Raw genomic sequence first — 19173 nt, 5'->3', positions numbered from 1 at the left:
ACGATAATTTTGACGCCGGTGCGAGGAGGCGTAAGCTGAACACTCTGGTTTTCTCCGAACCGGCGGTCCACGATCCGGTGGAGGCCGCGCGTCGGGCTCAACTCACCTATGTCAGTGACAGCGAGCCGGGCATACGCCGGCGAGGCGCCGGCACGGGGTTCACCTATCTCGCACCGGACGGCACGCGCGTTGCGGACGCGGAGACCCTTGCGCGTATTCGCAAACTCGCCATTCCTCCGGCCTGGAAGGACGTCTGGATTTCCCCCGATCCCGACGGCCACATTCAGGCCACCGGCCGTGACCAGCGCGGGCGTAAACAATACCGCTATCATGCCAATTGGCTCGCCTGCCGCGATGAGGCAAAGTTCTCCACGCTCATAGCTTTTGCCGAGACGCTGCCGAAGTTGCGTGGGCAGATGGAACAGGATCTGGCGCGGCGCGGGGTGCCGCGTGAGCGTGCCATTGCCTCCATCGTCTGGTTGCTGGACAATACAATGATCCGGATCGGCAATGAGAGCTATCGGCGCGAGAATATGAGTTTCGGCCTGACGACACTCGAAAGCCGCCACGTTGCCGTGGAAGGCGGCAGCCTGCGTTTCTCCTTTGTCGGAAAATCGGGGCAGGAGTGGAGATTGAAGCTGGTCGACCGCCGCATAGCGCGCATCGTGCGGACGATCCAGGAACTGCCGGGACAGCACCTGTTTCAGTATCTAGATGCAAATAGCGAGCGCCATCCTGTGCACTCACAGGATGTGAACGCCTACATCCACGCCCATGCGGGGGAGATTTTTACTTCCAAGCACTTTCGAACGTGGGGCGCAACACGGGCGGCCGCCATGCTTCTGTCCACGGAACCGCCGGGCAAGACGAAGCGGGAAACCATCCGCCGGCTCAATGAAATGATCGATCATGTTGCCCGGCGGTTGCACAACACGCGTGCGGTTTGCCGCCGGTGCTATATTCATCCTGCCGTGATCGACGCCTGGGAGGACGGGCGGCTGCCGGATGAGATGACGGAGATGAGGCGGCGTTTCGGAAAGCCCCTTAAGGGGCTCACCCAAGACGAGTCGCTCGTGCTGCGGTGGTTGCGGAGTCAGGCCGCTTAGCGTCCGAGATTTGGCCGCCGCGCAAGTCTGTCCCACTCCGGCCCACTTACCCCTGCAGATATTCAAGAGCCCGCGCGTGCAACTCGGGCGTGGCAGCGGCCACGATATCGCCGCCCGACTCGGCTCTCGCCCCGTCCCAAGTGGTGATAACCCCGCCGGCCTGCTCTACAAGCGGGATGAGCGCGACAATGTCGTAGGAGTTCAGATCGCACTCGATTACCAAGTCCACGTGACCGGCCGCCAGCATGGCATACGCATAGCAATCCGTCCCGTATCGCGGTAGGCGAACCGCTTCTTCCACCCTGTCATAGAGCGCTCGGCGTCTGGCGTCGAAGAGTGCCGGTGTCGTCGTACAGAGTGTGGCGTCCGCAAGGTGCGTCGTCTCACGCGTGGAAAGCCGCCTAGCGCCACCCGGTCCCTCGTAATGCGCGCCATCGCCACTGCTGTAGAAAAGTTCGCCGATGAAAGGCTGGGACATTAGCCCGGCGGTGGCCGTCCCGTCTGCTGTCATCCCCACCAGGGTCCCCCAGAGCGGGAGGCCGGAGATGAAGGCACGCGTCCCGTCGATCGGATCGATGACCCAGACGTGGCTGCTATCCGCGTTTTCCGCACCAAATTCTTCCCCGACAATACCATGCGCGGGATAGGCCTCGCGGATCAGCGTCCGGATGGCCCGCTCTGCCTCGCGGTCGGCCTCCGTTACCGGGTCGAAACCGGCATCTTGCTTGTTGGTCACCGCGCCGTTTCCACGAAAGCGCGGTAACGTCTGGTCAGCCGCCGCGGCCGCAAGCCGCCGCAAAAATTCTGGTGTAGGATTCACGATTTCTGCTCCCCAATACTGTTGTGGTCTTTTGAAAATTTTTGCCAGAACTTGACACTAGTACGCGGCGCCATACACTTGCATTGGGACAGTGATTCTGTCCTGCCCATGTTGGGCGTTTCCTCCCTAGACATTTGACCGTGTCGTGTAAACGATGCGGTCCTTTTTTGGTCGAGTTCACATCCACTGAGCACGCGAACACTCTCGTTGTCTCCAGGGAGATCTTTCGAGGTTACTGACTTGAGCAAACGCACGTCCATCAATCCGAAAACTGTATTCAACAGTCTGCAACATGGCTTCAGTCAAGGGCTCCTGGTCGAAGGCAACCGCCGCCTGCTTCTTTCGGGGCAGGTCGGTGTCGATGCCGATGAGAAGACAGTGAAGGGCGGAATTGGCGAGCAGACGAAAAAGGCGCTCGACAATATCGAACTCCTGCTGCGTGAAGCCAACGCCAGCATGTCGGATGTTGTTATGCTGCGGATTTATATAGCGGAAATCGCGCGGGACGATCAGGAACCCATAGCGGAGGCACTGCTCGAACGGTTCCCTCAAGACCCGCCGCCATCCTCATGGATCATCGTGTCGGCGCTCTCCGAACCGGAGTGGCTCATCGAGATTGAAGCCGAGGCTATCGTTTAGCCGCCATGGCCGTTTACTCGGCGGCGATGGGGGGCACGGACGGGAAGGATTGGTTGGCAAACGCGGTCAACTCCTCAACGAAATCGCGAATGTCGTTCACCAGGTTTTGGAAATGGTCCAGCCGCTCAAACGTGCGCTCGTTCATATAGAGGCTGCGATTGACCTCGATTTGTAGTGCGTGAATGTGTTCGAACGGCCGGCCGTAATGTTCTGTGATGAAACCGCCCGCGTAGGGCTTGTTGTGAACTACGCAATATCCGCGGGATTTCAAAAGCGTAATTGCGCGGTCGGTCAGCATGGCGGCTGCGGATGAGCCAAAACGGTCGCCAATGATGAAATCAGGCCGGGTATTCCCGGCGTCGCCGGCACGCACACTCCCCGGCATGGAATGGCAATCGATCAGCACTGCATAGCCGTACGTCTCGCGCGTTTTGAGCAGCAATTCGGCCAGGCAGGCGTGATACGGCTTGTAAATGTCCTCGATCCGCGCCAGCGCCTCCGAGAGCGGCAGGCGCCGCGCATAAATGTCGAGACCTTCGCCCACCAATTTGGGGATCGTGCCAAGCCCCCCGGCCACACGGGACGAGCGGATATTGGCAAAGGATGGCACCGGCTCGCGGAACATGCGCGGGTCGAGTTCCCAGGGTTCGCGGTTCACATCCAGATAGGCACGCGGGAAATTCGCGCTGAGCAACGGCGCTCCGGCTTTTGCAGTGGCGGCGAACAGCTCATCCACATAGGAGTCTTCGGAACGGCGGATTGCTGTCGCATCCAGCCGGCTCATGGCGAGAAACCGCGGTGGATAATAACGCCCGCTATGCGGCGAATTGAAAACAAAGGGCTCCCGCTGCCGCTCAGCGCCGGTTACCTGAAAAGCCGGAACATCGGTAAAATCCGCCAGTACGTCCATCATTTTCCCTTTTTGCAAAGCCTGCCATTTGCGCCGATTCCTGTCCAGACTAAGCCGCACGAACGGATCCGGTTCTGTGGCGACGTGCAGATTTCGTTGCTGAACAAGAGAGAAGCGCGGTGCGGTGGCGACCACCGCCAAGTAGATTCGATGCATTCAGGAATGAAATTTCCCTTGTCCTCAAGGGTTTGAGGAAAATCGCGCTCCAAAAACCATCCGTCCACAGGCGTTGATGCAGCCAAGACATCTTTCACTTGATATTTACGGCATTTCACTCATATAGCGGCAAGTTGGCAGCCGGCCACAGTCCGGGGAACGGGGTTGCTTCGAAACGATCATGGCACGAATTCTTCTTGCAGAAGACGACAATGACATGCGTCGATTCCTGGTTAAAGCGCTCGAACGCGCTGGCTACGAGGTGATCGATTTCGATAACGGTGCCGATGCCTATGGCCGCCTGCGCGAGGAGCCTTTTTCGCTTCTTTTGACCGACATCGTCATGCCGGAAATGGACGGGATCGAGCTTGCGCGTCGCGCAACGGAGATCGATCCGGATCTGAAGGTGATGTTCATCACCGGCTTCGCCGCGGTGGCTCTCAACCCTGATTCCAATGCACCGCGTGATGCAAAGGTCCTTTCCAAACCCTTCCACCTGCGCGAGCTGGTGAGCGAGGTGGAGAAGATGCTGCAGGCGGCATAAGGCCTTTAATAATTAGAACCACGGAAGGCTCCAAACAGGTATTGACGCCGCTCAAGAATTTGTGGTCTATGCGCGCGTCGGATGGGCGTGTAGCTCAGCGGGAGAGCACTACGTTGACATCGTAGGGGTCACAGGTTCAATCCCTGTCACGCCCACCATCCAACCCCCAGGAAAATCGATAAGGTCGAACGCGACGGACGCGCCGGAATTGTCCAGCCTACACTTGGCGGCCGCCATCTGTTCGCCCGACGACAGCCCGGTAAAATCCCCGCAGCAGGATCGGGGTGGAAAACATCGGAATCTGATAGCAGCCGATGAAAAGAAGCAGCGGATCTGTGATCGTTGCCGGAAGGGCCGTCAGGAATAGGGCAATATTGCGGTTGCCCATCACCGTTGCAACGGGAACGGCGATTTCGCCCTTGCCCACAATGCGCAGAAAAAGAGCCGTCGCGATCTGCAGGGCGAAGCATGCGCCGAAGGCAGCAGCGAGGTTGAGCGCGAGACCGGCTGGGTTGCCCGTGATCGCTGGACCGACAGCCGACATCAGCCCGACCACCATGACCGCCATCACGATCGCTGAAAGCCCGTCGATTGCCCGAACCGTCTCCTGATTTTCGGCCCGCAGAACGAAGCGATGGACAAAAAAGGCGAGGCCCGTCGAAACGAGGATGAGGGCAAAGAGGCGCCCGGCCGCGGCAAAGACACTGGCCATGTCGTCCAGTGCGGGGGTCTGCCAGAAGGCGGGAATGATGGTCAGCGGAAGAAGCGCCGTCCCGACCACCAGCAGACGCAAGCTGGGCGCAGGATCATGGCCCAGCATGGCCGTGATCTGAGGACTTCCCGAGATCGGAGCCGCTGCCGCCATCAGAACAAGCCCGGTCGCCAATGGACTGTGCCAGCCGAACACCAAAAAGATCGAAGCAAAAGCCACCGGCAGGAAAAGCTGAAAGGCGGCAACCGCGCCGATGGAAAACCCTACATCCCGCGAGGCGCCGAGCGCCTGGCGGGGACCGACGCGCAGAGCGCCGAGAAATAAGAGCAGCGCCACCAGTTCGCTCAGCCAGGGCTTGACGACCACGGCAAGTCCCGGAAGAGCGATCCCTACGGCAAGGCCAGCTATCAGAAGTACTCGCCCATGCCGGGCTGCCCATGAAAGCGGCGGAATGGAAATGGCGATGCCGGTCTGAGACATCAGGAATGTTGCATCTCTTCAGCGGCGGCGAAACTATCGGATAAAGAAAAAGTGCTCAGAGATTGAAGCAGATAACAAGATGTTGCCATTTTCGATTCATATCTTCTTTCTTAATCTAAGAACGAGAAAATCGCTGGTGGGGCTATTGAAGTCGGTATCGGCAGCAGGCGCAAGGTCCACGTTCAAGGTTCGGCTGACTCCACCATTGATGCTCCTCGTTCCGCACAATTTTTTTGGAATGAGAACGCGAGATGGGCATCTGGAACGGAACCTTGAGGGCCGCCAAACCGTTCACGTCAGGAGCCGACAGGCACCCAGCCCGTTCCAACCAACCGCCTGTCGGGAGAGGGTGTGATGCAAGGGAGTGAATCAGAAGTCTTTGATCTCTTTTCCGAGATCTACACCAGCGCAGCGCGCGAGGAGATGAGTCTTCAAGAATACCTCCTCGCCTGTCGTGACGACAAATCCATGTACGCCACCGCTCCAGAGCGGATGGTGGATGCCATAGGAGAGCCGACGCTCATCGACACCAGCGCCGATGAGCGGCTGGGGCGCATCTTCGCCAACCGGACGATCAAGATCTATCCGGCCTTCGCCGACTTCTTCGGTATGGAGGATACGATCGAGCGTATCGTCGGCTATTTCCGCTACGCGGCCCAGGGGCTTGAGGAACGCAAGCAGATCCTGTATCTGCTGGGCCCCGTTGGCGGCGGCAAGTCATCACTTGCCGAGCGGCTGAAGAAGCTGATGGAAGCACGGCCGATCTATACGCTCGCCGTTAACGGGCAGATCAGTCCCATCCTCGAATCACCCCTCGGGCTTTTCCATCCCGATCGTATGGCCGACCTCCTGGAGGACAAGTACGGCATTGCGCGCCGGCGCTTGACCGGCCTCATCTCCCCTTGGGCGACGAAGCGGCTTGACGAACTAGGTGGCGACATCTCCAAGTTCAGTGTCGTCAAGGTTACCCCTTCGCGTCTGCGCCAACTTGGCATCGCCAAGACCGAGCCGGGCGACGAGAACAACCAGGATGTCTCCGCGCTTGTCGGCAAAGTCGATATCCGTCAGCTTGAGAATTACAGCCAGGCCGATCCGGACGCCTATTCCTACAGCGGCGGACTGAACCGCACCACGCAGGGGCTGCTGGAGTTCGTCGAGATGTTCAAGGCACCGATCAAGGTGCTGCATCCGCTGCTGACCGCAACGCAGGAAGGCAGCTATAACGGAACGGAGAACTTCGGCGCGTTTCCTTTTCAAGGGATCGTTGTGGCGCACTCCAACGAGTCGGAGTGGCTTCAGTTCAAGAACAACAAGAATAACGAGGCTTTCCTCGACCGTATTCTCGTGGTGAAGGTGCCCTACTGCCTGCGCGTCACCGAAGAAAGGCAGATTTACGAAAAGCTTTTGAGGGAGAGCGAGCTGTCGGACGCACCATGCGCTCCGGAAGTGCTGGAAATCCTCAGCCGCTTCACCGTCTCAACCCGATTGACCGAACACGAGAACTCGCCGCTCTACACGAAGATGCGGGTCTATGACGGCGAGAACCTGAAGGACGTGGATCCTAAGGCCAAGTCGGTTCAAGAATACCGCGATGCGGCCGGTATGGACGAGGGTATGACCGGGGTCAGCACGCGCTTCGCCTTCAAGGTGCTCTCTGAGACGTTCAACTACGACAACAAGGAAGTCGCCGCGGACGCAGTGCACCTGATGTATATCATGGAGCAAGCGATCAAGCGCGAGCAGTTTCCCAAGGAGACCGAGGCCGCCTATCTCGACTTCATCAAGTCGGAGCTGGCTTCACGCTATGCGGAGTTCATAGGCCACGAGATCCAGAAAGCCTATCTGGAGTCTTACAGCGAGTACGGCCAGAATCTCTTCGACCGCTATATCGCCTATGCCGATGCCTGGCTTGAGGATCAGGACTTCAAGGATCCGGACACCGGCCAAATACTTAACCGGGAAATTCTCGACAGCGAACTCTCGCAGATCGAAAAACCCGCCGGCATCGCCAATCCGAAGGACTTCCGCAACGAGGTGGTGAAGTTCACCTTGCGAGCCCGCGCCAAGAACAATGGCCGCAATCCTTCCTGGACCAGCTACGAGAAGCTGCGTGAAGTGATCGAAAAGCGCATGTTCGGCCAGGTCGAGGATCTGTTGCCGGTGATCAGTTTCGGCTCGAAGAAGGACTCGCAGACTGAGAAGCAGCATGCCGACTTCGTGGAACGTATGGTCGAGCGCGGCTATACCGAAAGGCAGGTTCGCCGCCTCGTGGATTGGTACATGCGGGTCAACAAGGCGGGCTGATGCCGAATTTCATAGACCGCCGCCTCAACCCGAAGGATAAAAGCCTCGGCAACAGGCGGCGCTTCCTCAAGCGGGCGCGAGAAGAGCTGAAGCGCACGATCAAGGAGCAGGTGAAATCCGGCAAAATCGCGGATGTGGACGACAAGCACAGCGTGCCCATGCCCGCGAAAGACACGAGCGAGCCCAGTTTTCAGAATTTTTCCGGCAGCGGCCAGCGGGACTTCGTCCTGCCGGGAAACAAGGAATTCACCGCCGGCGACCGTATTCCAAAACAGGGTTCCGGCGGTGGAGGTAAAGGCGGTGGCGCCGGAACTGGCGAGAGCGAAGACGATTTCCGCTTTGTGCTCTCCCGGGAGGAAGTGCTCGATCTCTTTTTTGAGGATCTCGAGCTTCCCGATATGGTGAAGCTGAACCTGAAGGAGGCGGTCGCCTATAAACCGCGCCGCGCCGGCCTCACGACAAGCGGGGCGCCCAGCAACATCAATGTCGCGCGGACGATGCGCAACAGCTACGGTCGGCGCATCGCTCTCCATAGGCCAAAGCGCAAGACTCTGGAGACGATCGAGGCGGAGATCGACCGGCTGGAATCGCTACCGTCCACGCCGGAAAATCGTAAGCGCATAGACGCGCTTCGCGAGGAATTGGAAAAACTGGAGCGCAGGCTCAAGACTATTCCCTACGTCGATCCGGTGGACATCCGCTTCAACCGCTTCCAGCCGCAGCCGCTTCCCAATGCAAGCGCGGTGATGTTCTGTCTCATGGACGTCTCCAGTTCCATGGGCGAGCGCGAAAAGGATCTTGCAAAGCGCTTTTTCGTGCTTTTGCACCTGTTCCTCAAGCGGCGCTATGACCGGATAGACATCGTATTCATCCGCCACACGCACGAAGCGGGCGAGGTGGACGAGGAGACCTTCTTCTACTCGACGCAAAGCGGTGGCACCGTGGTATCCACCGCGCTGGAGGAAATGCAGCACATCATCCGTGAACGCTATCCTTCCAACGAATGGAATATCTATGCGGCTCAGGCTTCGGACGGCGACAACATCGCCGGTGATTCCGAGCGCTGCACCGCGATGCTCAACGAAGAGCTGATGCACCTTTGCCAGTATTACGCCTATGTCGAAATCATCGACGAGCGCGAGACGGAAATTTTTGGGACGACGGAAAATGGCACCTCCCTCTGGCGGGCCTATTGCACGGTCGCGGACAAGTGGCCAAATTTCCAGATGACGCGGATTGCCCGGCCGGCGGAGATTTATCCTGTCTTCCGGAGACTCTTTTCGCGCCAACCCACCACTACCAGGTGAGAGGTGAGTGTCATGGACGCAAGCACATCCTCAAACCTGCTGTTTCAGGGGTCCGATTGGAACTTCGAACGGATTTCACGCGCCTATGACGCGATCGAGGAAATAGCGCTCGAGGAGCTCAAGCTGGATGTCTATCCCAACCAGCTTGAGATAATCTCATCCGAACAGATGCTCGACGCCTATTCCTCGGTCGGCATGCCGCTGATGTATCAGCACTGGTCTTTCGGCAAACGCTTCGTCTTTGAGGAACACCATTATCGTAAAGGCTATCGCGGCCTGGCATATGAGCTAGTTATCAACTCCAATCCCTGCATCACGTATCTGATGGAGGAAAACACCATGGCCATACAGGCCCTGGTGACGGCTCATGCTTCCTTCGGCCACAACCATTTTTTCAAGAACAACTATCTTTTCCGTCGCTGGACGGATGCTGGCGCCATCCTGAGCTATATGGATTTCGCCAAGAAATACATTGCCCGCTGTGAGGAACGCCATGGCACTGCGGCCGTGGAGTCCATTCTGGATTCAGCACATGCACTGATGGACCAAGGTGTTTTCCGCTATCGCCGACCGCCGCGCCTCTCCTCAGAACAGGAACGCGAGCGCATACGCGAGAAGCTGGAGTATGAGGAACAGAGCTACAACGACCTGTGGCGAACCCTGCCGCCTTCCGCGCGTGAAGGGGAACCGGACGGGAAGGATGAAAACGCCTCCGAGCGCAAAAAGGCGCTGAAGCTGCCGGAGGAAAACCTGCTGTATTTTCTTGAGAAAAACAGTCTCGTCCTGGAGCCCTGGCAGCGTGAGATCCTCAGGATCGTCCGCGTTATCGCCCAATATTTCTATGCTCAGCGCCAAACGAAGGTGATGAACGAGGGCTGTGCCACGTTCGTCCACTATTACATCATGAACAGGCTCTTTGACTTGGGCAAGATTGATGAAGGCACGATGCTGGAGATTCTGCAGAGCCATTCGAACGTTGTCTTCCAGCCGGATTTCGACGATCCGCGCTACCCCGGCCTTAACCCCTATGCGCTTGGCTTTGCCATGATGCAGGACATCCAACGCATCTCCACCGAACCGACATCGGAGGATGAGCACTGGTTTCCCGATTTCGCCGGGACGGGCGATTGGCGCGAAGTCATGCTTGACGCCTGGGAGAACCATCGCGACGAGTCTTTCATCCTGCAATATTTAAGCCCCGCCGTGATCCGGCGTTTCCGGCTCTTCCGCCTGACGGATGACGCGACCGAACCCTATTGCGAGATTGCATCGATCCACAATGAGCGCGGTTATCAGGAGGTCCGTGCCGCGCTAGCCCGCAGCTACGACGTGGGCGTTAACCTTCCGGACATACAAGTTTCCGACGTCAATATGCTTGGTGACCGCCATCTGCGCCTCCAGCACAATGTGAAAAACGGCGTGCTTCTGGAAGAACGCAGCCGAGACGAAACCCTGCGCCACATCCGCCGCCTCTGGGGCTACGATGTCTCGCTTGTCGGGCGTGAAGCCGGCTCTGAAAGGCTGCTTTACGAGTGCTCGGCGCAGTAGGGGCCGACGAACGCTGCTTTGTGGCAGCGCCTACAAATCGCTGCAAAGTCATTCTTGAATTTCCCCGGCCTCGATTGCTGCACATCTGCTGTATTCAATAACAGGTCTTTCAAACCCGCAGGAAAAAGTCTCGGCCCGCCATCAAGGTCGAGATCGTTCAGGTAGCCTTTAGGCTCTCTCTTGAGATGAACCACTCCATCGCGTGGATTTCTGGGTCGATCGCATGCTTGCATCGGTGGCACCGAAATATGTCGGCAAGCAACTGGTCCTCAGGGTCTTTTCATTCTTCAGTCATCGTCTAAGATTTATACCTTGGGCCTCATCTCTGAACAGACAGGAAATTGGTTTATGTGGCATAACGAGACAGAGCGCCATTTTGAACTTAGAGACGGCGAAAAAGGAATGAGGGTTGATCAGAAAGGAGCCTATGAGATTATTTCGCGGGAAGAAGCGGCACGGAGATCACGTAGGACCGCTATTTTGATTGTTGTTGCTCTTACCATCTTCGGCGGACTTTGGCTGTTGCTTGGAGCGTGAAGGCGTCCAGTACGCTTACCTCTGGCACCCTCCTACGGCGGCTCTCTTTAGAACTGCTTGTCCTGTTATCCCACTTTGCGACGCACACCATCACAATTCGATGATCGCGTAAGGCTGTCCTGATGGCTTTTCGACATCCTGGGCGACATTGAGAACCCGCACGCCACCCGGCGTCTTGCCTTCATGGACCCCGTGATGCGCGTGGCCGTGTACCACGGCGCTGACATTGAACCGGTCGATGGTTTCGCCGAACCGGGAAGAACCGAGAAAAGGATAGACTTCCGGCGGCTCGCCTTCCACGGTCGCCGGGATCGGCGCATAGTGAAGGACGACGAGGGATCGTTCGGTTTCGAGCTGTCGCAGCGCGTTTTCCAATTTCATCGCCTCGGAGACGGTTTCGGCCACCATGGTCTTGATCGCCGGCTCGCCGAAAGAGCCCAGCATACGCTTGCCGAAACCGCCGGCAAAACCCTTCACTCCGGCAAAACCCACGCCGTTGAGCTCCACAGTCTGCCCGTCGAGCAGGTGCACGCCTGCATCGTGCAGAATGTGCGACACCTCTTCGACCGCATCGCACTCATAATCATGATTACCCAGCACCCCCACGACCGGAACCCCGAAGCCGCGCAGATCCTCTGCGAGAAGCTCCGCCTCTTGGGGTTTGCCGAGATCCGTCAGGTCACCTGCGATGACCAGCACATCGGCTTCCCGTGCAATTTCGTTGAAGAGCGACCGATAGGAGACACTTCCGTCCTCCTTGATGTGGAGATCCGCAATGGCGGCAACTTTCACCTTTGCTTCCGTCATGGCTTGCCTCCGCTTTCTCCATCAAGATCGGTGTAACCCCATTCGCGAACATCGATTTCATAATCGGCGCTTGAAAACATGCGGCCTCGGCAAATGCGGACTTGCGGTGGTGGAAGCTCGCGCTGATGCGAAAGGCGGTCGAGCAATTCGTCCATGAGCCATTCCGGCACACGATCCCGCTCACTGGGGTAAATCCATCGGAAATTCAGAAGATGGATCAGCAAAACTTCCCAATGCACCTCCATGTGCTGCAGGAGCCGCTTCCAATCAATCTCGTCATGGGCGCGCAGAATGAGGTGGGCAACATCCGCGCCGTCATAGCGGTTCCGGTTCTGAATAAAGCATTTGGACCAGACGAGTTCCGTCGGGCCGACCAGCTGCACGGAATGACCGAGCACATTGCTCTTGCACGCGGTCTTGAACCATTCATCGGAAACCGGCGTCGTCCCGTTGGAGGAGGCGAAGATCACATCGAAGAATGCGGGTCCGTGGGCGACTTTTCCCAGCCAGCGTTCATCTTCGATGTAGACCGTATCGCCGCGATCCTTGAAATGGGAAAGTACCCGTGGCCAGTCCCCGGCCTTACAGAAGATATCCAGATCCTTCGTCGCCCGTGAAATGCCCGTGTAAGCGCTGACAGCGAATGTGCCCGCAACGAGAAAGGGTATGTGTGCTCGAATCAGCTCACCGATCGCGTCGGCATAAAATGCCTCGGCCTCGGCACTGTCCAGGATAGGCGCCGCGCGCGCATTCATCGCTTCGGGAAAACGCTCGTCATTAGGGTCCTGGGTCATCGACGGATTCCTGTTCTGGTTTCAGGACAATCCTCGGCCGCCATCGCGGTTCCGATCTACAGTCAACGCAACTGGAAGAGCAGCATGAGTCCGCCGCAATAGATCGCAAGGACGGCAATGGAATTGTAACCCAGGCGGAAGACCTGCTTTTCCACCCGCTCGGTCAAGCCGGCAAGAAAAAGCGCAAGGAGAACGATTGCCAAAAGTGCGCCGAAGGTAGGAAATGTACCCGCCGCCGTGAGCACTGGCTGTCCGGCGCTCAGGATGTCGATCAGAAAAACCAGTCCGACGTTCAGAAGGTTCGTGCCGAGAATATCCGAAACCGCCATAATAAAGTGGCCGTGTCGCGCGGCCGCAAGGGCCGTGCTGGCTTCGGGCAAGGAGGTCGAGATGGCAACCAGGACGAAGCCGATGAAATTCTCTCCGAGCCCCGTCTGCTCGGCAATCGCTTCCCCGGAACGCGCTACCACGAAACCGGCTATCACTATGGCGGCGGCGACCAGGGCAGTTTTATAGATCACCGGCTGCAATGGGGCTTCGCGGCCGCGTGGATCCCTGTAGGACTCGACCTCGTCGATCAGCGAATGCTCGGGCTCGCCGCGCCGTGCGACGACCCAGGGAACGCGCCCTTCCTCGCTCGACAGTATCCATGCGCTTACAACGTATCCCAGCAAACAAGCCCAGGCCCACAATCCGGCGCCAAGGAAAAGCATGTCGCCCACGACCATGCCGCATGCGACGATGGCGAGCAGCAGAATGTTCAGTGAACCTTCCAGCATGACGGCGGGTTCGGGCACGACTGCCGTTAAAGGCCGACGACCGACCGTGAAGTCCACGGCGGCCAACAGCGCCACCTGCATGGCGATGCTTCCAAAAAGATTGTTAAGCGCAAGAATGGAGTGCCCATCGAGGGTCGCCGTCACCGTGACGGCGATCTCGGGGAGCGATGTGACCCCGGCAAGCAACATCAGCCCCATCGTCGCGTGGCCGATACCTGTTATCCCGCTGATCGTGTCGGCGTAGCGCGAAAGCCGATCACCGGCGAACAGCACCACAACAGCAGCAACCGCGAACAACACCAAATTGGCCGGCAGAGGAAGATTAACGAACTCAAGCATCGCAACCGGCCAGATCAGTCATTCGTCTCCCCTATTAAACAGCTTAGGAAGGCAGTCTTTCGAGAACGATTGCAACGCGAGGGAGTCCGTCGGCCGTGCCCATCGACGGCACTCATCCGGCGACTGTGGAGGCGGGGAGCCTTTCCTCAGTTTCGCGTGGCGGTGCGCACTTTGGTTGCCAGCGGTCCCGTGTCACCGACCTCCTCCACGTAATGCACTTCGTCGCCGACCCGGAGCTTGTCGAAGTCGCCCTGCAGAATGGCGTTGCGGTGGAAGTAGAGATTGCTGCCGTCCATGGTCATAATGAAACCGTGATCTTCATCGGGATAGAGCTGCGATATCTGCCCGAAGAACTGGTTCTGCGCATCGTGATGGCCGTCCTTGTTGCGGCCGTCGCGCTCCTCCTTCAGCCGCGCAAGACGGCGCTCGGCTATGGAAAAGGCATCGTTTATGGCATTGCCGAGTTCGGGGCGCTGATATTTCTGCTGAAGCCGCTCTGGCTCATAGGCGACAACGAGCGGCGCCTTTCCCGGCAGGCTGATTTCAATGCGCACGACCGGCGGCAACGTACCTTCAACGTTTCGGGCCCGCTGATCCACGGTCACGCGACAACCCACGATGCGATCGTAATAGGATTGCAATTTCTCGACCCGGGCGCGGATTTCGTTCTCCGCCCAGTCTGACTTTTCGGCCTTGTGAAATGCGATTTGCAGCGGAATTTCCATGGATTTTTCGCCTGCTGATCCGAGTTGAGAGGTTTCCTCTAAACCCCCGCCGGGAACAGTTGTTCCGAGACGCATTGTCCGGAACCTAGAAGAGCCGTTGGCGTTGATTCTGGAGAGAAATGGGAGAATCCCATGACCGATAAGCCAAAAGTAGTGGTCGAACCCTTTCGCGGCACCGTGAACGTCAGGTTTTCCAACGCGATGATCGCTTCGACGGACGATGCTCTGCTGCTACGGGAAGAGGGGCACGACCCGGTCTTCTACGTTCCCTTCCGCGACATCTATTTCGAATATCTGGCGCCGTCATCGACGACCTATCACTGCCCGTTGAAGGGAGATGCGCGGTACTGGAGCGTGGTAGCGGTGGGAGAGGCCGAAGACGACATCATGTGGATCTATGACCAGCCGCCGCCCCAACTCAGCACGATCCGGCAGCATGGTGCATTCGATCCGTCGAAGGTGCAGATAGAAGCGGTTCCGGAGAGTGACCTGGTTCACCGGCCGCACACGCCGTAAGCCGGAGATAGCCGTTGTCCAAAAAACCCGCGCCGAAAACGGACCCGCCCACGACGGATCGGCTTCGTGCTGATATCGACAGCGGAAAGACGCACGACAAGGTACGCTACTCCGATCCGGCAGCCGCGCCCCTTGGCTCGGATGATGAAGCCGCGGGGAATCCACCAAGTCCTCGTGAACGGCACCTGGAAGCGCAGAACAGAAGCCTGGGACACGCGCCGTCACGGCGGGATTCCGGCGCGTTCTGGGCCTATGGGTTGATGATCGTAGGCGCCGCGCTGGTCGTCTTGGCTGTCGGCCTGTTCGTGATCTTCTGAAAGCAGGGAAACGAAGGAGGAGGTGATGCTCGCAGGTCCACGCCCCACGCCACTCCCCGATCCGACACCGCCCCCACCGCCGGATCCATTTCCGGAACCGGAGCCGGTGCGTGAACCGGATCCTGACCAACTGCCTGATGAAACGCCGCTTCCAAATCCGGACGAGAATGAAGAACCACCGCGGCGAGCATACTGTGTTATCAGCGGTGGCGGTCTTCGAAGAGCTCCCGGGTCTTTTCGTCCCGTTCTGCCTGCTCGCCCGCGCTCAGCCGACGACGGCGCAGAAGTGCGTAGATGACCACAGCGAAAACCAGGAACGGTGCAATCGCCACGGCAAAGAACCAGAGATATTCGATCATCAAGGTGCTCCGTTAGGGCCGTGGAAACGCTTCTCACTATCGGAACGGGAGGTCGACCCGTTGGTTCCGCCCGGGTGATGCCCTTTTCTGTGAGCCGTCGGCACGGCGAACATGCCCTTCTTCGAGCGCACGAACCATCCGGGGAGCACTTCCATGAAGAGGCTGCGGAAGAATTTAGAGATTCTGCGAACCATGTTCGGACAATCGATCGGGCCGGACAAAGTTCCTTTGATTAAGTTTCGGCCCAAGGATCCGCGGGTTTCGTGAGGAGTAGCTCCAGCAACGCCGACTTAGCCGCTCTACCCCGCCCGTGTCGGTTCGGCTTCGGTTCTGTTGCCCGGCTGCGGAATTGTGAACGCCTCGAACGCGGCGAGTGCCTGCTCGCGGTAAAAATCGTCCTCTTGCAGGAGTTCGTGGCGCGCCCCATTGATGGTCAGGACATGGCCTGAACGCAGGCCTGTCGCATAGCGTTCGATGGCAGGTGTGGAAACCACACGATCAGCACCGGCCGACAGAAAAAGGATGGGGAGGCGGACGGATTCCATGAATGCCGGGTCGCGAACGCGGTCGATGGCCTTGAACGCTGCGCGCAGCCATGCTGCAGTCGGAGCGCCGATGAAGAGGTCGGGAAAGGCACGGACGAGCGCCTGATTGCGCGCATAGCGATCAGCGTCGCTTGTGACATAATTGCCCAGAAAGGGCAGCGGCTTGCCGCGCCGGCCGGCGCCGATAATGTATCTGCTGCCAAGGCCCGTCAGGTAAAACAGATTCGCCAGCTTCCTGATCAGCGATGTCGGTACACGAGTGGGCAGGTCGAGCAGGGGGGCGGACAGAGTCATCCGGCGCACGCGGTTCACGAGATCGGGAATGGCAAGAAGGGCAACCAGGGCTCCGGTGGAATGGGCAAGTACCGAATAGGGCGGGCGACAATCGGGCAGGACGACCTCGCGGAAAAATTGGTCAAGATCGATAACGTACTGGTCGAATGACTTGATATATCCGCGCCTGGGATCACGCAGAAGGCGCTCCGAACCGCCTTGCCCGCGCCAATCGAATGTGGCGGTGGAAAAACCACGCGCGGCGAGATCGCGCACGGTCTCGAAATACTTTTCGATGCATTCGTTTCGTCCCTGGAGGAGCACGACCGTGCCTTTATCGCCCCCTGAGGAAAAGCAGGCATAGCGAATCCGCCGGCTGTCGGCCGTGATCATCGTGCCGGCCGTCGCCCCGTTCGGCACGGGATTTTCCGGAATCTGGCGCAAAAGCTCGGTCATGGGATGCGCTCGCGGGTGACGGAACAATCCGCGACCGTGATAAAGCGCACCGGGGGGAAAAGCAAAATGTTTCGCGGAGATAAGGTCATGGTAGACGCCGGGGGTAGCGCAAATGCGCCAACCCCCGGTACTGCCGGAGCGCATGGAAGGGACGGTTGCAAGCGCTCCGGAACCACTACGTAGAGACCTTAAACGATGCATCCTGAACGCCAGGCGAAGGAAGCATTCAGGTGGCATTCATGTTCCTCATCCGCCGATCTTGAACGAGGTTTGGGGTCAGCCCATATATTCGGTGCGGTCGCCAAATGGGGCCGCTGGTCAATTGGGAACGCCCCTGCGGGTTTCCGGAAGGCCAAACGCAAACTTTGTTGCTCAGAAGGAGGACAGACCATGCGTCATGTCGATTTTTCTCCCCTCTACCGTTCGACCGTCGGGTTCGATCGGCTTCTTACTATGCTTGACTCGATGGGCCAGCTCGACAACGGCGGCCAGACCTATCCGCCCTACAATATCGAGCGCACGGACGCGGATAATTACCGCATTTCAATGGCGGTTGCCGGCTTCTCCGAGGATGATATCTCGTTGGAGGCGCATCGTAACGTGCTGACGATCAAGGGCGAAAAAGCCGAGGAGAGGCAGGACGAGAATACCGAGATTCTTTATCGCGGTATCGCCTCACGCACCTTCGAGCGCCGCTTCCAACTCGCGGATCATGTCGAGGTGAAGGGCGCGACGTTGAAGGACGGCTTGCTGCACATCGATCTGGTTCGCAACGTTCCCGAGGAAATGAAGCCGCGGCGCATTCAGATTGCGCGGGCAACCACGGACAACACGAAGCAGATCGAGTCCAAAAAAGCCGCGTAGCGCGGGCCCTTCACTGCTGAAGCCTGCCGGCGGCGCTTTCAAGCGCCGCCATTTTGCTATCGGGCCAACTGTGCGAGGAGGTGGTCGGCTGGTGCTTTCCCGCGTTATGCAGGCTTGCGACCCGAAGCAGGCGTCCTTACCCCGCAAGCGGAAGACAGCAATCCGCCTGATTATCCCAGTATCGCGCCCAAGGCGTCCACATCTTCGGCCGTAGTGGCGAAGGAGGTGACGAAGCGGTAGAGTGCTTCATCCGGCCGAAGCTCCTTCTGCGAATCCTCCGGCATGGTCCAGGGGTGGAATGATACTTCTTCGTCCGTGAGCTTTTTGGCAGCGGCTTCATCCAGTATGGCGAAAATCTCGTTCGCCTGCGGCTTGCGGAGAAGGCGCACGTGGTCTGCATTCTCGAAATGTTCGGCAAGCCTGGTGGCCATCGCGTTCGCATGCCGGGCATTCTTCAGCCACAACTCGTTGCTGAAATAGGCGTCGAACTGGGCCGCGATGAAGCGTGATTTTGAAAAGAGGTGCGCCGCGCGCTTGCGCAGGAATGGCATGTCGCGCGCCTTTGCCGGGTCGAAGACCACAACCGCCTCCGCGCACCAGCAGCCGTTTTTCGTGGCGCCAAAGGACAGGATGTCGACACCGCGTTTCCAGGTCATTTCCGCCGGCGTGGTTCCGAGAGCGACGAGAGCGTTGGCGAAGCGCGCGCCGTCCATGTGCAGCGGCAGATCGTGGGCACGGCAGGTTTCCGCAATTGCTGTAATTTCGTCCAGGGTATAAATCGTGCCGATCTCGGTGGATTGGGTGATCGAGGCGGTCATAGGTTGGCCTGCATGCACAAACTCAGCAGGGTACCGCCGAATAGCTGCGTCCAGGGATGCCGAGTCGATACGCCCTAACGGCCCGTGGATGCCGCAAATTCTTGCTCCGCCAGTTAAATATTCCGGCGCACCGCACTCGTCCTCATGCATATGCGCCTGCTCGTGTGTGAAGATCACGCCGCCGGGACGATTGACAAGAGCCATGGACAGGGAGTTGGCAGCCGTACCCGTAGCAACGAAAAACACAGCTACCTCGCGCTCGAAAATCTCGCAGAAGCGCTCTTCCACCGCGCGGTCAAGCTCGCTCTGGCCGTAAGCCGTTGCGAAACCGTCCTGCGCGGCTAATGCTTTGTTGATGGCCGGATGGGCGCCTGCCCAGTTGTCGGAAGCGAAATTGATCGGCATGAAAACCCCTCGAACTTGACTGAGACCAGATTCGCTTGTTGCACATGCGGACGCAAGACCCCACCATCAGGGTAATGCTGAACCAAACCCGATAGGCGCGGCATTGAAAAATT

Annotated in this window: 19 protein-coding genes and 1 tRNA gene; 10 read left to right on the top strand and 10 right to left on the bottom strand. The window is 58.5% G+C overall.

Translation table 11 applies throughout. The features are described from left to right. Window positions 1-77 precede the first annotated feature (77 nt). On the top strand, window positions 78-1106 hold the full coding sequence (locus LY631_RS12975) for a DNA topoisomerase IB (RefSeq protein ID WP_338000433.1): 1029 nt from the start codon (window positions 78-80) through the stop codon (window positions 1104-1106). A gap of 46 nt (window positions 1107-1152) precedes the next feature. On the opposite strand, the gene hisN is transcribed toward LY631_RS12975, so the two are convergent. Next, complete coding sequence (gene hisN / locus LY631_RS12970; protein WP_274425839.1) at window positions 1153-1926, bottom strand: histidinol-phosphatase; 774 nt, start codon at window positions 1924-1926, stop codon at window positions 1153-1155. A 240-nt stretch (window positions 1927-2166) separates the two neighbouring features. Here hisN and LY631_RS12965 point away from each other — a divergent pair, with 240 nt between their 5' ends. Next, window positions 2167-2565 (top strand): RidA family protein, encoded by a 399-nt coding sequence (locus tag LY631_RS12965; RefSeq protein WP_274425837.1) that lies wholly within the window; start codon window positions 2167-2169, stop codon window positions 2563-2565. Between the two features lie 13 nt (window positions 2566-2578). On the opposite strand, the gene LY631_RS12960 is transcribed toward LY631_RS12965, so the two are convergent. Then, complete coding sequence (locus tag LY631_RS12960) at window positions 2579-3475, bottom strand: N-formylglutamate amidohydrolase (RefSeq protein ID WP_274425906.1); 897 nt, start codon at window positions 3473-3475, stop codon at window positions 2579-2581. Window positions 3476-3812: 337 nt separating this feature from the next. On the opposite strand from LY631_RS12960, the gene cpdR reads away from it, so the two are divergent. Continuing rightward, complete coding sequence (gene cpdR, locus LY631_RS12955) at window positions 3813-4175, top strand: cell cycle two-component system response regulator CpdR (protein WP_274425836.1); 363 nt, start codon at window positions 3813-3815, stop codon at window positions 4173-4175. A gap of 83 nt (window positions 4176-4258) precedes the next feature. Continuing rightward, window positions 4259-4333: transfer RNA gene (locus LY631_RS12950), tRNA-Val, on the top strand. A gap of 59 nt (window positions 4334-4392) precedes the next feature. On the opposite strand, the gene LY631_RS12945 is transcribed toward LY631_RS12950, so the two are convergent. Then, window positions 4393-5367, bottom strand: a complete 975-nt coding sequence (locus LY631_RS12945) for a hypothetical protein (protein WP_274425835.1) — start codon at window positions 5365-5367, stop codon at window positions 4393-4395. Window positions 5368-5721: 354 nt separating this feature from the next. Here LY631_RS12945 and LY631_RS12940 point away from each other — a divergent pair, with 354 nt between their 5' ends. The 3 genes from LY631_RS12940 to LY631_RS12930 are packed head-to-tail and all read left to right on the top strand — an operon-like array spanning window position 5722 to window position 10526. Further along, complete coding sequence (locus LY631_RS12940; RefSeq protein ID WP_274425834.1) at window positions 5722-7671, top strand: PrkA family serine protein kinase; 1950 nt, start codon at window positions 5722-5724, stop codon at window positions 7669-7671. Beyond that, window positions 7671-8978: a YeaH/YhbH family protein gene (locus LY631_RS12935; RefSeq protein WP_274425833.1), complete on the top strand. Its 1308-nt coding sequence runs from the start codon at window positions 7671-7673 to the stop codon at window positions 8976-8978. The genes LY631_RS12940 and LY631_RS12935 overlap by 1 nt, the downstream gene beginning before the upstream one ends. A 12-nt stretch (window positions 8979-8990) precedes the next feature. Beyond that, window positions 8991-10526: a SpoVR family protein gene (locus tag LY631_RS12930; protein ID WP_274425832.1), complete on the top strand. Its 1536-nt coding sequence runs from the start codon at window positions 8991-8993 to the stop codon at window positions 10524-10526. A 627-nt stretch (window positions 10527-11153) separates the two neighbouring features. Here LY631_RS12930 and LY631_RS12925 read toward each other — a convergent pair. The 4 genes from LY631_RS12925 to LY631_RS12910 form a co-directional block, all read right to left on the bottom strand. Then, complete coding sequence (locus tag LY631_RS12925) at window positions 11154-11870, bottom strand: metallophosphoesterase family protein (RefSeq protein WP_274425831.1); 717 nt, start codon at window positions 11868-11870, stop codon at window positions 11154-11156. Further along, window positions 11867-12664, bottom strand: coding sequence for a hypothetical protein (locus tag LY631_RS12920; RefSeq protein WP_274425830.1), 798 nt, complete (start codon window positions 12662-12664; stop codon window positions 11867-11869). Before LY631_RS12920 ends, LY631_RS12925 begins: the two co-directional genes overlap by 4 nt. Before the next feature lie 62 nt (window positions 12665-12726). Next, window positions 12727-13782 (bottom strand): sodium:calcium antiporter, encoded by a 1056-nt coding sequence (locus LY631_RS12915; protein ID WP_274425829.1) that lies wholly within the window; start codon window positions 13780-13782, stop codon window positions 12727-12729. Between the two features lie 146 nt (window positions 13783-13928). Continuing rightward, complete coding sequence (locus LY631_RS12910; protein WP_274425828.1) at window positions 13929-14507, bottom strand: HPF/RaiA family ribosome-associated protein; 579 nt, start codon at window positions 14505-14507, stop codon at window positions 13929-13931. Between the two features lie 132 nt (window positions 14508-14639). Here LY631_RS12910 and LY631_RS12905 point away from each other — a divergent pair, with 132 nt between their 5' ends. After that, window positions 14640-15023 carry a DUF427 domain-containing protein gene (locus LY631_RS12905; protein ID WP_274425827.1) on the top strand — a complete coding sequence of 128 codons (384 nt, stop codon included), beginning with the start codon at window positions 14640-14642 and terminating at the stop codon, window positions 15021-15023. A 14-nt stretch (window positions 15024-15037) separates the two neighbouring features. Then, entirely contained in the window at window positions 15038-15340 is a 303-nt protein-coding gene (locus LY631_RS12900; RefSeq protein ID WP_274425826.1) for a hypothetical protein, read from the top strand. Between the two features lie 200 nt (window positions 15341-15540). On the opposite strand, the gene LY631_RS12895 is transcribed toward LY631_RS12900, so the two are convergent. Then, window positions 15541-15699: a hypothetical protein gene (locus LY631_RS12895; protein WP_274425824.1), complete on the bottom strand. Its 159-nt coding sequence runs from the start codon at window positions 15697-15699 to the stop codon at window positions 15541-15543. 299 nt (window positions 15700-15998) lie between these two features. Next, window positions 15999-16973 carry an alpha/beta fold hydrolase gene (locus tag LY631_RS12890; protein WP_274425823.1) on the bottom strand — a complete coding sequence of 325 codons (975 nt, stop codon included), beginning with the start codon at window positions 16971-16973 and terminating at the stop codon, window positions 15999-16001. A 390-nt stretch (window positions 16974-17363) separates the two neighbouring features. Between LY631_RS12890 and LY631_RS12885 the strand changes: the two genes are divergently transcribed. Then, window positions 17364-17837, top strand: coding sequence for an Hsp20 family protein (locus LY631_RS12885; RefSeq protein WP_274425822.1), 474 nt, complete (start codon window positions 17364-17366; stop codon window positions 17835-17837). 170 nt (window positions 17838-18007) lie between these two features. On the opposite strand, the gene LY631_RS12880 is transcribed toward LY631_RS12885, so the two are convergent. Then, window positions 18008-19060 carry a threonine aldolase family protein gene (locus tag LY631_RS12880; protein WP_445082878.1) on the bottom strand — a complete coding sequence of 351 codons (1053 nt, stop codon included), beginning with the start codon at window positions 19058-19060 and terminating at the stop codon, window positions 18008-18010. Between the last annotated feature and the right edge of the window lie 113 nt (window positions 19061-19173).

It is taken from the genome of Chelativorans sp. YIM 93263 (assembly GCF_028767125.1).
In the GTDB taxonomy this organism is placed as follows: domain Bacteria; phylum Pseudomonadota; class Alphaproteobacteria; order Rhizobiales; family Rhizobiaceae; genus Chelativorans.
This window is presented reverse-complemented; position numbering and strand designations above follow the sequence as displayed.